This window comes from Verticiella sediminum (genome assembly GCF_007558815.1).
In the GTDB taxonomy this organism is placed as follows: Bacteria; Pseudomonadota; Gammaproteobacteria; order Burkholderiales; family Burkholderiaceae_B; genus Verticiella; species Verticiella sediminum.
Window position 1 is genome coordinate 23615 of sequence record NZ_VLTJ01000023.1, and the last position, 12932, is coordinate 36546.

A 12932-nucleotide genomic window follows, 5' to 3' on the forward strand; every position below is an offset into this window, starting at 1 on the left:
AAACTCCTCGCGGATTGTCGTGCGGCCCGCGGCGACATGGCGCGGGCCGGGAAGATCAAACGAGGAGCGAGGGCGGGGCGCGCGAGCCCAGCGGCGGGCCGGTGGCGGGCAGCGCCGGCAGCGCGCGATGCGCCGGCGGCACGACGGCGATGAGGGCGAACGCAACCCGCACGGGCTGCAGGTCGGCATCGGGCGTGAGTGTCTGCAGGGCGAGCAGACCGAAGGGACAGGCGGTGCCCAGGCCGCCATCGTCGTCGTCCGCGTCGTGGACCTTGGCGCTCGCCCAGCCGGGCAGGCTCTGACCGGAGCACAAGGACAGCACGAGCTGTCCGTCCGGGCCCTGCGCGCTCGGCATGAAGCCGGCGGGCAATGCGAATCGGCCGAGCAGCGTCAACAGGACCAGGCAGGCAACGAGCCGCCAGATCGAGGATTGCCGTAACGAGAGATGCACTTGGCAAAGATTCACGGACGGCAGTCTACGCCGCGACGCCGGGCTTGGGAACTGGGGCGAAATGTCCCAGCGGGCGTCCATGCGCCGCCGGGCGGGGCGGCGTGGCCATCTGCCGGTGCCGGCGCGATGGCTGGGCTCCGCGCAGGCACCCGAGGGCGGGCGGCCAGGGATGCCGCCCGGTGCCCGGCAACGCGTGGGTCAGCGCGGGGGCTCGCCCGCATGGGCACGCCGCAACAGCCCCCTCAACGCCTCGGCCTGAAGCGCGCGCGGATTCGGGTACTGGTTGCGCAGGGCCAGTTCGCAGACCCGATCCAGATCGCTTTCGCTCAGCCCGAGCTGGCGCAGCGAGGTCGGCGCGCCGTGCTCGCGCGCCAGCCGGTACAGGCCCAGAGGGGCGTCGTCGGCGCCGATGGCGCGCGCGATCCGCGCCATGGCTTCCGGCGCCTCGGACGCGTTGTAGGCCAGCGCGTGGGGCAGGATGACGGTGTGCGCCTCGGCATGCGGTAGATTGAAGCTGCCGCCCAGGGTGTGGCAGAGCTTGTGATGCAGGGCCATGCCGACCGCGCCCAGCGTGGCCCCGGACAGCCAGGCGCCGTACAGCGCGTCCGAGCGTGCCTGGACCGCCGCGGCATCCGTGGCTGCGCCGCGGGCAAGTGCGGGAATGGCCGAAGCCAGCGCGCGTATCCCTTCCTCGGCCATCAGGCTGGTCACCGGGTTCGCGTCCGCCGCGTACAAGGCTTCGGCGGCATGGGCCATGGCATTGAAGGCGCTGGTCACACTGAGCGCTGCGGGCAGGCCATAGGTGAGTTCGGCATCGTAGATCACCGTGCGCGGCAGCACCCGCGCAGATTGCCCGGTCGTCTTCACGCCGTCGCGCGTGATCCCGTAGACCGGCGTCATTTCCGAGCCGGCGTAGGTGCTCGGCACGGCCAGGATCGGCAGCCCGGTCTGCAGGGCGAGCGCCTTGGCGAGGCCGACGGTGGAGCCGCCCCCGAGGGCGATCAGACCGTCGGCGGCAGCCGCATCGAGCTGTGCGCGAGCGCTGGCCACGACCTCGACCGGAACGTGCATGACGGCGCCGTCGAAAACCCCGGCGACGTGGCTTGCGCCGAGGAGCGCCACCGCCTGCTCGACCCGCGCTGCCTGGCTGGGCGTGGATACCAGCAGGGCGCGCCGCATGCCGAGCGCTGCCGCTTCCTGCGCGAGCGTGGTGTAGCGGCCCGCGCCGAACACCACGCGCTGGGCGCGCTGGACGTAGGTGAAGGCTTTCATTGCGTCACGATGTTGCGTTCGCGTATGAGCGCGCCCCAACGTTCGGACTCCTCGCCGTACAGACGGTCCATGTCGGCGGGCCCGCCGGCGACCACCTCGAAGCCGCGCTCGCCCAGGCGCTTGGCCACCACCGGATCCTCCAGCGTGGCCTGGACCTTCTGCGCGAGGGTCTGCAGCACATCCGACGGGGTGGCCGCGGGCGCGATCATGCCGACCCAGGAATACACCTGCAGGCCGGGATAGTGCTCGGCAAGCGCCGGCGTGTCGGGCAGCGCGGGGCTGCGCTCGGTCGAGGTCACGGCCAGGGCGCGCAGCTTGCCGCCCTGGATGCCCGGCAGGACCAGCGGCAGGCTGGCGATCATCGAATCCACGTGGCCGCCCATCAGATCGGTGATCGCAGGGCCGCCGCCCTTGTACGGAATGTGCATGCCGCGCGTGCCGGCGGTCTGGTGGAACAGTTCTGCGGCCAGGTGATTGGAGCTGCCCGGGCCGACCGAGGCGTAGCTGACGTCGCGGCCCTGCTTGGCGGCTTCGACATAGTCCTGCAGGGTGCGATAGGGCGATTCGGCCGGCACGGCCAGCACCATGGGCGAGCGCACCATGTACGACACGCCGGTCAAGCCGCTCTGTGCGTACGGCAGCTTGGGATAGACGTGCTGCTCGGTGGCGTAGGAGTCGAACACCATGGCCACCGTATAGCCGTCCGGGTTGGCCTTGGCGACCGTGGCAGTGCCGATGGTGCCACCCGCGCCGCCGCGGTTCTCGATGATCACGGTCTGGCCGAACTTGTCGCGCAGGACGTCCTGGACCTGGCGCGCGACGTTGTCCACGGTGCCGCCCGCGGCAAAGGGAACGACGATGGCCAGCGGTTTGCCGGGATAGGCGTCGGCCAGGGCCGGCGCGTGCGCACCGATGGCGAAGGCGGCTGCTGCCGCGATCCAGGACATTTTCATGAAGTCTCCTTGTCTATTGGTTTTTGCATATGGCGCAAAGCTCGCCGGCTTGCCCTGGCGAGCCTGTCGCCTGGAAGCCGGACGTTGCCACGTCGATTGGCGATTTTTCTCAGGTCCGCCGATGCTATGCTTGCGCTATCACGAGAACAAGCAGGCGAGCCGCGAAACGCTTTTGCGACGGATGCATAGATGAACCTGAAATTTGCCGAAAGCCTGGAAGTCTTCGTCGACGTGTTCCGGGCGCGCAGTTTCTCCGAGGTTGCGCGGCGGCGCGGACTGGTGGCTTCGTCGGTGGCGCGTCAGGTGGACGCGCTCGAAGGCGAACTCGGCGTGTCGCTGTTCACGCGTTCCACCCGAGCGCTGGCGCCTACCGAGGCAGGCGAGCGGCTGTTCGAGCGCGCCGTGCGCATCCTGCACGACCTGCGCGAAGCGCGCAGCGAAGTGACTGCGATCGAGCAGGGCGTGCACGGTCTGCTGCGCCTGAGCTGTCTGCCCGCCTTCGCTCGCCGCCACGTCCTGCCGTGGCTGGGCGATTTCAACGACCGGTATCCCGGCATCCGCATCGAGCTGGATCTCACCGAGCGCATCGTCGATCCCGTCGTCGAGCGCGTCGATCTCGTCCTGCGCGTCGGCCAGCAGCCCGACAGCAGCCTGGTCGGCCAGCGGCTGGGCACGCACCGCTACCTAATGTGCGCCGCGCCGGCGTATCTGGCGCGACATGGCGAGCCGACCTGCCTGGCCGAGCTGGACGGCCACCGCCTGATCGATCGCCGGCACAGCACCAGCATGCGCGGCTGGCGCGAGCTCATCGGTACGCCACGCGCGGCCTGCGCACCGAGCTTCGTGCTCGAATGCGACGATTGCGACGCCCGGCGGCTGGCCGTGATCCAGGGCCTGGGTATTGCCTTGATGCCGAACTGGTCCGTGGGCGCCGAAGTCGCCTCGGGCACCCTGCGCGAGATCGCGCTGTCGGACGTGGCGCCATTGCCGCCGTCGGGCATCTATGCGCTGCGCGCCTTGCCGCGCGCCAGCGCGCGCATCCGCGCCTTCACCGATTACCTGGCCGCCAAGCTCGCTGCCTATGAGGCGGCGAGCGAGCCGCTGGGTGCCGCCTCGGCACCGGCATACGCACTTTCGTAGTCCGCGCAGGCACGCCACGGCGCATGCGTCGATCCCGGCACGGCACTTGCCGTCTACCTGGCTTTCAGGAGAGCGTCATGCCCGCCAAGAAATGGTCGCAGCACGTCACCGAGACCAGCGATGCCCTCGACCTGCCCGAGGGCGTGTTCACCTGGCACGACCCGCAGCGCATCGCCGCCGCGCTCAAGCGCTCGGCGCAGTCCAGCCACCGGCGCAAGGCGGAGCCCTATCGCTCGGCGATGTCCATGCTCACGTTCTACATCAACCGCGCCGGGGATCAGTTGTCCGCGGCGCAGCGCGATGTGCTCGAACGGACGAAGGATGAGCTGCGCAAGGTTTTCGGGCGCGCACCGAAGCGCTGAGCCTGGCGTTGGGGCGGCGCGGCTACCGCCTCAGAGCATCTCCTGGCGCCGATAGGCGGCGAACGCCTCGGATTTCAGGCGTTCCGCGTGCGGCCCTACCGCGTGCACGCCTTCCCAGCTCAGGTGCTGGTTGTTCAGGTACTGCCACAGAAAGGTGGCCGGCCAGGGCAGGAAGGGCGCGAGCCCCGCGGGCAGGAAGCCGGCCTCGGCCAGGGCCGGCCAGGCATGGGGGCTGTCGGCGCGCGCCAGGTCCAGTGCCAGGTAGATGGCGTCCACGTGTTGGCGGCACAGGCGTTTCAGTTCGCGGCGCAGTCGTCCGGGCGCGTCCTCGCCCCAGGCGAGCACGCGGATGTAGGCCACGTTGAGCGCGCCCTCGATCTCGATCTCGAAAGCGGAGTCCGCGAGCGCGGGCGCGGCGCGCGGTTCGATCGCCAGCGGCAAGCCGATCAGCGCGGCCGTTTCGCGCACCAGCTCGGTCGCCGCGTCGGGCACGTGCACCGCGAGCGGGGCCATCGGCTTGAGCAGCTTGCAGCAGTAATAGACACTGCCGCGCTCCTGGGACAGTTGGTCGGCGACGCTGCGGAACTGCAGCGTGGTCGGCGTGTAGCCCAGCATCAGGGCGCAGGGCTGGTAGCCCCGGTGCAGCATGGTTTTCTGGGTATACGGGTGGCAGGTCACGGCGTGCACGCAGGCCGCCGCTTCGGGGCGGCCCGGCAGCGCCGCTTCGATCGCGTCGAACAACCGGCCGAACACGCCGTTGCCCTGGGCGCGGGGCGAGACGACTGCTGCGCCGACCTCCACGATGGGGTCGTCGGCATGGCCTTTCATGAGGGCGAAATGACCGATCAATTCGCCATCCTCGGCGCTGGCCACCCAGGAGGCGAGCCGGCCGTCATGCGTGCGCGCGCGGATGCGCTCGGCAATGTACATGTCCGGGTTCACGTACGAATAGCCGTAGTTGCGGTACATCAGCCGGGCGAGATGGATGGCGTCGTTGTCGCGCAACGCGCGGATCTCGACGCGGCCTGCGTCGCGCATTTCGGGCGCGCCGCCAGGGTTCTGCCCTGGCGCGGGCGTGGCCGACGCCAGCAGGCGCCATTCCAGTTCGACGCTCTGGCCCTGGGCGCCGGGCGGCAGCACGCGGATCTCGTCGGCCATGTTGTGCATCAGGTAGGCCGACAGGCCGCCCGAATCCTGCGCGCTGCTGTCCGGTTCGGCCGGCGAGAAGAGGGGCACGAGGTCCAGGTCGTAGGGCAGCCCGTAGTCGGTGATGCGCAGTTGCAGCGCCGCCGGCAGGACGGCGACCTGAATGTCGAGCACGCCCGCGCCCGGCGTGGCCGAGGTGAGCGGGTCGTCGCCGTGGGTCAGGCGCAGGATGGTCAGGATGGCCTCCTCCACCGCCAGCCGCATGCGCGTTTGCGCCGCATCGTGGAAACCGCAGGCCGCGGCCTGCAGGCAGAGCATGGATTGCACGAGGCCGATGGCCTGGTGCTGCGCGGGTACCGACAGGCGCACCCAGGGCAACCCCGGGGCGTCGGAAGACGTGATGGACATGGCGTTCGATCGGAAAGCGACAGTGGACGTTCAGCGGTGCCTGAGATCGACGACGCGCAGCAGCTTGCCCGTGCGCGGGTTGCTGGCGAGTTCGTCGGTCCGCACCCATTCGACGTGAAGCGGATGCACGATTCCCTCGGCGACCAGGTCTGCGTACATGTGGCGCTCGGCGTACAGCGCCTCGCGCACCTGCCGCGCCTCTTCCTCGCCCAGCGCCTGCGGCGCTTCGACGGCCAGGCGCAGGCGGCAGCAGTCGCGCTGCTCGAAGTGCTCGGCCTGGATCTGGAAGGACGACACGCGCAGCACCGGCAGGCGCTGCGCCAGGCCGTCGAGCACGGCGCGCACGTCCTCGACGTACAGCGTCATCGGCCCGATGCGCGCGCCTTCGCCGGTGCGCCCGAGCAGTCGGAAGCGGCGATACGGCGTGCCCGGTGGATCGACCCACTCGCCCCGATCGCCGATCGGATAGCGGATGATCGGCATGAGCCGGCGTTCGAGATTGGTCACTACCAGCCGTCCGGCGACGCCGGCGGCGTCGATCGCGGTGTCGCTGTCGTCCTCCAGGATCTCCAGCACGGTGGACGCGTCGAAGCTGTGATGCAGACCCGGCGTGTCGCCGGCGGCCCAGCCGAGTTCGCCATAGTCCACGCCGGCAATGCCGATGGAGCGCACCTTGCAGCCCGGGAACACTTCCTGGATCGCCGCGATCTGGTCGGGAAACATGGGCTCGCCGCCGTACAGGAAGGTCTCCAGGCGCAGGCGGCGGCGGTCCTGGGCGCTCAAGCCGCCGAGCAGCGACATCAACGTGGTCGGCACGCCGGCCAGGGTGCTGAGATCGAACTGGCGCCACGCGGCCAGGATCTCGTCGGGGTCGGCGCCGCCGATCGGATAGCACACGCCCACGCCCGCGGCCTCGATGCTGCGCGTGATGAACAGAAACGACGCGTACAGCCGGCCCGCGTAGAACAGGTTGCCGATGGGCTCGCCCGGACGCAGGCCGGCGCGCCGCATACCATCGCCGAAGGCCTGGGTGAAGGCACGGAACTCGGCATGGGTGAACACCGAGTACTTCGGCTGCCCGGTGGTGCCGCCGCTCTTGAAGGTGATGCCCTCGGTGAGCGGGTGGGTGAAGACGCGGTTGCCCTGCACGCTGTTGGCTTCCCAGAAGCGGGCATGGTCGAGGACGGGATAGGCCCGCAACCGGGTCTCGCCCTCGGGCACCCCTGCGTAGAATTCGCGATAGAAGGGAGAGTGCGCGCGCACGTGCGGCAGCAGCGCGGCGAGCGCGTCGGAAGCAGCGGGGGTGGTACTCATGTTCGGGGTCGCCTTCAGTGGTCGGAGGCCGCGCGGTGGTCGATGACGTGGCGCAGCTTGCCGCTCGCCTTCACGCGCAGGAATTCCTCTTCTGCGCGGGTCTCGATCCGTACCTGGGTGGGCAGGGCGTAGTGACGGGCGACGCCGAGTTCCTCGTAGTGCGTCATGAGGTACTCGGCGACGTCGGCGGCGGGCGCGGCGAGCGAAGCGTCGACCCACAGGCGCACCAGCGTCGTCGCCCCCGCGCTGTCCACGTGCACCTGCAAGGGGCCGGCGTAGCCGAAGCCCGCATCGAGCAACTGCACGAAGCGGCCGTAGTTCAGCAGGGGACTGCCGGCCTTGAAGACGTCGCCCAGCCGGCCCGTCAGCTCGAAGCGCGGGTCGCGCCGGCCGCAGGGGCAATCGCCCGCCACCCAGCGGCCCGTGTCGCCGATCTCGTAGCGCTCGATGCGCGGCGAGCTGCGCGCCCGGGACGAGAGCAGCAGACGGCCGATCTGCGTGTCGGCGACGGGCGCGTCTTCCTCGAGCGCGACGATCTCCAGGTGCTGCAGGCCGGAGAACAGGTGATGCACGCTGCCCTCGCAGTGCTCGCACTGGTAGCCCATGGGGCCGGCGTCGTTGGAGCCATAGGCCACGGAGCGCACCAGGGGCACGCCGCAGTCCTGCGTCAGGAATGCGCGCTGCGCGCTCGACAGCGCCTCGCCGCCGTAGAACACCTTGTCGATACAACCGGCGGCCTTGAGGCGTTCGCCCTGGGCCACGAAGAGCCCGAGCAGATGCGGTGTCATGCCGAGCAGCACGTTGACGCGGTGCTCGATGATCTGATCGGCGATGAGTTCGTATTCCTGCACCATGGCCATGGGCAACTGCTCGACGCCCAGGTTCTCGAGAATGGTCCAGAAGCTGATGAAGCTGCCGTACAGATAACCGGCGGCGAAGAGGTTCATCACGCGGTCGGCCGCGGGGTCCAGGCCGGCGGCCACCAGCCCGTGGCTGGTCTCGAGCATCTGGCGCGCGTAATCGGGCCAGCGAAAGCGCGAGTAGGCGACCTGACCGCTGGAGCCGCCGCTGCGCACGAGCAGGCCGGTGGGAGCGGTGTCGTCCTGGCCCAGGGCCTGGAAACCCGCCTTGGTCAGAATCGGCGTGCCCGGCGCCGGCGCCAGCATGGGCGCGGGCTCGAACTGGGCAAAGGAGCCCACGTCGGCCAGGCTGCCCGGGCCGTCCACCGAGACGCGGCGCGTCAGGTGCTGCAGGGCGTACACGCCATCGTGCGGAGCCCCGGTGTAGCTGTCGATCATCTCGCCGGGGCGCGTGATGCGGGTGACACCGGCCGCGAGCAACTGGCGCGCGAGCGCCGGGAAGCTCGCGCGGGTGGCGGCCAGGCCGCAGGTCTGCAGCCAGGGGCGCATGGGCCGCAGCACGGCGCCGATGGCGGCCCGCTGCACGGGCTTGATCCACAGCGTGCGGTACAGCGGCGAGGGGCGCAGGCCGGGGCGCTGGTCGAGCAGCAGCCGCCATTGGCCGGCGGCGTCGGCGATCACCCGCGTCAGGCCCAGCGCCTGTTCGGCTTCGGTCACGCTCACCACCGTCGTGATCTCGGCCTGCTCGGCCATGTCCGGCTCGCGGCGCGGCAGCGTGGGCGAGATGCGCGCGAGGGCCTGGGCCAGGCCTTCGGCGATGGTGTCCAGGCGTTCGCCCTCGGCTTCGACGAGCAGGGTCTGCGGGCTGGAGCAGGCCTGCTGGTCCAGGCGGCAGATGTCGCGGGCAATGGCCTCGAGCACGCCGGCATCGTCCAGGCAGTCCTCGGCCAGATAAGCGAAGGACACCTTGTGTCCCCAGGCGAGCACGCGCGCGTTGGCCGGGGCCAGCCGGCGCACGGCGGTGATCGCGGCCTCGCCGCCCCAGGCCGAGATGACATCCGCCTGCGCGAAAAGGCGAGCCAGGGTGTCCTGGTCCTGGGAGGGCACGTGCACGACCGCCATGTATTCGGCCAGGCCCGCGCCGACCGCCCGCTCGGCCAGCAGGCCGGCGAAGATCGCGGTGAAGGCCGTGTCGCGCGCGCCGACCTTGACCACGTTCAGATTGCCGCCGAGCAGGCTCTCGACGAGCCCGAGCGCACCCACCGTAAGCACGTTCGACGGCATGACGTGCACCACCGACCCCAGGGGCTGCCAGGCCTCGTACTGGCGGCCCGGGTAGCGGCGTTCGAGCACGCCGGGACGCACGGAACCCAGCTCGCTGCGCAGCTTCTCTTCGAGCACGTCGCGGCGCAGCGGGGCCGCGAGCGCCTGCATCATTTCGCGCGCCTCGTCCTCGGCGAGCGCCAGGCGGGCCTGGCGCAGCAGCGCATCGCACCCGGCGCCGCCAGCGGCGATCTCGTGCGCCAGCGCGTCGCAGGCGCCCAGCAGGGCGTCGAGCGGAAAGGGGCGGGCCAAGACGCGGTCCAGATGCAGCGGCAGCGCCGCGAGCGCGTCGTGCAGGCCGGCGTCGGACAACCATTCACCGAACCAGAAATGCGGCGTGTCGGCGTTGTGCGCAGGGCTCAACGGGATGCTCCTCGTAGGGTGGGGGGCGCGGGCACGCGCCTCATGCGGCGCGCAGCAGTTCGGCCGCGGCGGCGGCGCAGCTCTTGTTGCTGGACGTGCCAGCGCGGCCCAGCACCTCGAACCAGGGCGTGGCCGCGCCGCACTCGCAACTGCCGGGTGGGTGCAGCACGGCGAGATCGCCCATCACCACGCTGTGCGCCGGCACCGAGGTGATGTAGGGCGACAGGAACGACAGAAAGCCCGGCTCGCCGTAGCCCAGCGGCGCGAGCGTGCGCACGTCGCGGATCAGCACTTCCGACCAGACGGGCACGTGCAGGTGCTGGCACGCGCAGCCTACGTAGGGGATGCAGTGCTCGACCGCGCCGAAGGTCTCCACGATGTGCTCCGGGCCGACGCCCAGCCATTGGCCGATCTGCGCCTGCAGGGCCGCGCGCGAAATGGCCTTGTCGGCGTGGCCTTTCCAGCCGCCGCCGAAGATCACCCAGCTACCCGCCGGCAGGCGCAGCGGCGGCATGCCCATCTGCGCCATGCGCTCCAGGGCGAAATGCAGGAAGGCGGGAAAGCCGATGATGCGGGTCGGCTGGCCGCTGGCGGCAAAGCGGCTCAGCGCCTGTACCGCGCCGAAGGCGTCGAACTCGTGGCGTCCTTCACCGATGCAGCGCAGCGTCCAGAACGCCTCGGCCACGGGGGCGTAGCGCATCAGGTACTGGTTGGTGTTGGAAGTGCCGACCTTGAAGCCGGCATAGGGTTCGTAGGCATTGACCAGATAGTTCGCGGCGCCATCGCTGGGCACGCCGCGATGGCGCATGGCGTCATCCACCATGCGGCGCGCCGTGTCCATGGTGAACGCATCGAAGAACATCTGGGACTTCTGGCCGGTGGTGCCCGACGAGGTGAGGTGCGTGGCGATGGCCTCGTCCGGCACCGACTTCGCCTCGTGGTATTTGAAGAAATTGGCGTGCACGGAGGGCAGGTCGGCCAGGTCGGCCAGGCTGCGCACGCGCTCGAGATCAGTGCCGTGCTGCGTGAGCAGGCCGGCATACCAGCGGTTGCGCTCGGCATGCCAGCGCGAGAGCGCCACCATGGCCCGTACGAACTGCCCCTCGTCGCGCGCCGCGGCGGGGTCGGTCTGTGCGCAGAAGGCCCGCACGCACTCGAGTTCCGGCGCGCTCGAGGCCTCGAGCCACTGCATGTCGGTCACCATACGCAACTCACCGTGAAATTTGCTGTCGTTTTGCATCGCATTGTTTCACGAGCATGCGGCATCGACAACCCACCGGGGGTGGCCACCCTCGGCATCGCGCGCCTGCGGCGGGCGTTATGCTAGTGCCGCCGGCACGCAGCCGGTGCATCCGGGAGACGGGCCCATCATGGCCGTACAAAGCGTTCGCGTGCTCATCGTGGAAGACAACGTAGCGTTGTCCGCCAACATCGCGGAGTTTCTCGCCGACAAGGACTTCGTGCTGGATTTCGCCGCCGATGGGCTGACGGCGCTGCACCTGCTCGCGCGCAACACCTACGATGTGATCGTCATGGACGTGATGCTGCCCGGGCCGTCCGGCTTCGCCGTGTGCCGGCGCGTGCGCGAGGATCTGGCCTGCCGCACGCCGATCATCCTGATGACGGCCAAGGACCAGTTGGAGGACAAGGAGCGCGGGTTCGCGGGCGGCGCCGACGACTATCTGGTCAAGCCGTTCCACCTGCGCGAGCTGGAGATGCGCATCGATGCGCTGTACCGGCGCAGCCGGCCGGCCGAAGCCGTGCTGCAGCGCGGCGCGGTGAGTTTCGAGCCCGGTACGCTCAAGCTGCGCGTCGGTGCCGACAAGGAGGTCCAGCTCTCGGGCATGGCGGCCGAGCTCATCGAGCTGCTGGTGCGCGCACACCCGGCCTTCGTCTCGCACGAGGAACTCAGCCACGCGCTCTGGGGCGAGCGCATCGTGGAGCCGCATACGCTGCGCACGCACGTCTACATGCTGCGCAAGCTGCTGCAGGACAAGGTGGGCGACCCGCTGGTCAAGACGGTCCATGGCCGCGGCTACCGGCTCGACGTTCCGGGCGAGCCCTGAGCATGGCGCAGTCGATCGAACGGCGCATACGCCGCACGGTGCTGGGCGCGGTGCTGCTCGCGCTCCTGGTCACGGTGATGAGCGTGCTGATCGCCAACGAGAAACTGGAGCAGGCGATCCTGGCGTTGGATATACAGGCCGAGCGCGACTTCCTGCTGGAGCTGGCCGAGGCCGACAAGCCGCTGGTGTGGAACACCGCGACGCTGCAGGCGTTCTACGTGCCCGCGGCCCTGGTCGGCGAGACCGAGATACCCGCGCTGTTCCAGCGCTATCCGTTTCCCTTCGCGGGCGAGGTCGAGCAGGGCGACACCACGCTGATCGTGACCGCCTCCGAGGCCGAGGGCGGCCGGCTGTATCTGGCCAAGGACATTTCCATCTTCGAGTACCAGGAAGCGGTGTTCCATCGTTTCCTGCTGGCGCTGTGCGTAGGCATGATCGCGCTGGCGGGGCTGCTCGCGCACATCACCGGCCGGCGCCTGGCGGCGCCGCTGACCCGGCTCACGCGCGACATCGAGGGCACTCTGCCCGCGCCCGCCATGCCGCGCGTGTCCGAGCAGTCGGGCGACCAGGAGCTGCGCGCCATCGCGTGCTCGTTCAATCGTTTCCTGGAGGAGCTGGAATCCTACGTGCGCCGCGAGAAGTCGCTGCTCGGCATGGCCAGCCACGAGCTGCGTACGCCGCTGGCGGTGATCGGCGGCGCGCTGGACGTGATCGAACAGCGCAATGCGCTCTCGCCGGCCGACGCGCGCGCCCTGTCCCGCATCCGGCGCGCCGCGGACGAGATGGGCGCCAACGTGGAGGCGATCCTCACGCTGACGCGGCGCGCGGCCGCGGCGCCTGCCTGGGAGCCGCTGGACCTGGGGCGTCTGGTGGCCGGCGTGCTCGCCGATCTGGCGCCTACGATCGGCGAGGCGCCGCGCCTGTCGCTGCAGGTGGACGAGCCCGTGTGCGTGCGCGCCGACCCCATGCTGGTGCGCATGCTGGTGCGCAACCTCGTGCACAACGCCCTGCAGCACACGACGAGCCGCGTGCAGGTGCGGGTCGACGCGTCGTGGCTGGAAGTGATCGACGAGGGCAGCGGCCTGCCGCGCGCCTACCGCGACTTTCTCGTGGGCGCGGGCGAGGCCGAGGATCTCGCCAACCTGCCGGGCCTGGGGCTGTTCATCGTCACCCTGATCGCCGAACGCCTGGGCTGGCCGCTGAGCGCGCCGCAGACCGAGACCGGCGGCACCGTGCTGCGCCTGACGTTCGCGCCGGAGCGCGCGGCGGCGTGA

At 70.2% G+C, this 12932-nt stretch carries 11 protein-coding genes; 4 read left to right on the forward strand and 7 right to left on the reverse strand.

Going from position 1 to position 12932, the window contains the following annotated elements; genetic code table 11:
* Positions 1-55 precede the first annotated feature (55 nt).
* The 3 genes from FOZ76_RS11780 to FOZ76_RS11790 form a co-directional block, all read right to left on the reverse strand.
* Positions 56-466 carry a DUF2946 family protein gene (locus FOZ76_RS11780; protein ID WP_170235407.1) on the reverse strand — a complete coding sequence of 137 codons (411 nt, stop codon included), beginning with the start codon at positions 464-466 and terminating at the stop codon, positions 56-58.
* A gap of 183 nt (positions 467-649) precedes the next feature.
* The gene (locus FOZ76_RS11785; protein ID WP_143948464.1) at positions 650-1723 is read right to left on the reverse strand and encodes a maleylacetate reductase; all 1074 of its coding nucleotides are present in this window, start codon (positions 1721-1723) and stop codon (positions 650-652) included.
* Positions 1720-2676, reverse strand: a complete 957-nt coding sequence (locus FOZ76_RS11790) for a tripartite tricarboxylate transporter substrate binding protein (protein ID WP_143948465.1) — start codon at positions 2674-2676, stop codon at positions 1720-1722. Before FOZ76_RS11790 ends, FOZ76_RS11785 begins: the two co-directional genes overlap by 4 nt.
* Before the next feature lie 189 nt (positions 2677-2865).
* On the opposite strand from FOZ76_RS11790, the gene FOZ76_RS11795 reads away from it, so the two are divergent.
* Together FOZ76_RS11795 and FOZ76_RS11800 are read left to right on the forward strand one after the other, a co-directional pair.
* Positions 2866-3816 (forward strand): LysR family transcriptional regulator, encoded by a 951-nt coding sequence (locus FOZ76_RS11795; RefSeq protein WP_143948466.1) that lies wholly within the window; start codon positions 2866-2868, stop codon positions 3814-3816.
* Positions 3817-3893: 77 nt separating this feature from the next.
* Complete coding sequence (locus tag FOZ76_RS11800; RefSeq protein WP_143948467.1) at positions 3894-4178, forward strand: DUF3175 domain-containing protein; 285 nt, start codon at positions 3894-3896, stop codon at positions 4176-4178.
* Between the two features lie 30 nt (positions 4179-4208).
* Here FOZ76_RS11800 and FOZ76_RS11805 read toward each other — a convergent pair whose 3' ends face one another.
* Genes FOZ76_RS11805 through FOZ76_RS11820 form a run of 4 tightly spaced genes read right to left on the reverse strand, consistent with a single transcriptional unit; the run spans position 4209 to position 10796 of the window.
* Positions 4209-5732, reverse strand: a complete 1524-nt coding sequence (locus FOZ76_RS11805; RefSeq protein ID WP_143948468.1) for a GNAT family N-acetyltransferase — start codon at positions 5730-5732, stop codon at positions 4209-4211.
* 30 nt (positions 5733-5762) lie between these two features.
* Complete coding sequence (locus FOZ76_RS11810) at positions 5763-7046, reverse strand: phenylacetate--CoA ligase family protein (protein ID WP_143948469.1); 1284 nt, start codon at positions 7044-7046, stop codon at positions 5763-5765.
* Between the two features lie 14 nt (positions 7047-7060).
* Entirely contained in the window at positions 7061-9592 is a 2532-nt protein-coding gene (locus FOZ76_RS11815; protein WP_143948470.1) for an acyl-CoA reductase, read from the reverse strand.
* A gap of 40 nt (positions 9593-9632) precedes the next feature.
* Positions 9633-10796: a LuxE/PaaK family acyltransferase gene (locus FOZ76_RS11820; protein WP_170235408.1), complete on the reverse strand. Its 1164-nt coding sequence runs from the start codon at positions 10794-10796 to the stop codon at positions 9633-9635.
* Positions 10797-10962: 166 nt separating this feature from the next.
* Here FOZ76_RS11820 and FOZ76_RS11825 point away from each other — a divergent pair, with 166 nt between their 5' ends.
* Together FOZ76_RS11825 and FOZ76_RS11830 are read left to right on the forward strand one after the other, a co-directional pair.
* Complete coding sequence (locus tag FOZ76_RS11825) at positions 10963-11658, forward strand: response regulator transcription factor (RefSeq protein WP_143948472.1); 696 nt, start codon at positions 10963-10965, stop codon at positions 11656-11658.
* 2 nt (positions 11659-11660) lie between these two features.
* Complete coding sequence (locus FOZ76_RS11830) at positions 11661-12932, forward strand: sensor histidine kinase (protein WP_143948473.1); 1272 nt, start codon at positions 11661-11663, stop codon at positions 12930-12932.

What these genes read in the sequence shown, in the direction of transcription:
- FOZ76_RS11805 (WP_143948468.1), bottom strand. Translation starts at nt 5,732, where the DNA reads ATGTCCATCACGTCTTCCGACGCCCCGGGGTTGCCCTGGGTGCGCCTG.
- FOZ76_RS11800 (WP_143948467.1), top strand. Translation starts at nt 3,894, where the DNA reads ATGCCCGCCAAGAAATGGTCGCAGCACGTCACCGAGACCAGCGATGCC.
- FOZ76_RS11785 (WP_143948464.1), bottom strand. Translation starts at nt 1,723, where the DNA reads ATGAAAGCCTTCACCTACGTCCAGCGCGCCCAGCGCGTGGTGTTCGGC.
- FOZ76_RS11820 (WP_170235408.1), bottom strand. Translation starts at nt 10,796, where the DNA reads ATGGTGACCGACATGCAGTGGCTCGAGGCCTCGAGCGCGCCGGAACTC.
- FOZ76_RS11825 (WP_143948472.1), top strand. Translation starts at nt 10,963, where the DNA reads ATGGCCGTACAAAGCGTTCGCGTGCTCATCGTGGAAGACAACGTAGCG.
- FOZ76_RS11830 (WP_143948473.1), top strand. Translation starts at nt 11,661, where the DNA reads ATGGCGCAGTCGATCGAACGGCGCATACGCCGCACGGTGCTGGGCGCG.
- FOZ76_RS11790 (WP_143948465.1), bottom strand. Translation starts at nt 2,676, where the DNA reads ATGAAAATGTCCTGGATCGCGGCAGCAGCCGCCTTCGCCATCGGTGCG.
- FOZ76_RS11795 (WP_143948466.1), top strand. Translation starts at nt 2,866, where the DNA reads ATGAACCTGAAATTTGCCGAAAGCCTGGAAGTCTTCGTCGACGTGTTC.
- FOZ76_RS11810 (WP_143948469.1), bottom strand. Translation starts at nt 7,046, where the DNA reads ATGAGTACCACCCCCGCTGCTTCCGACGCGCTCGCCGCGCTGCTGCCG.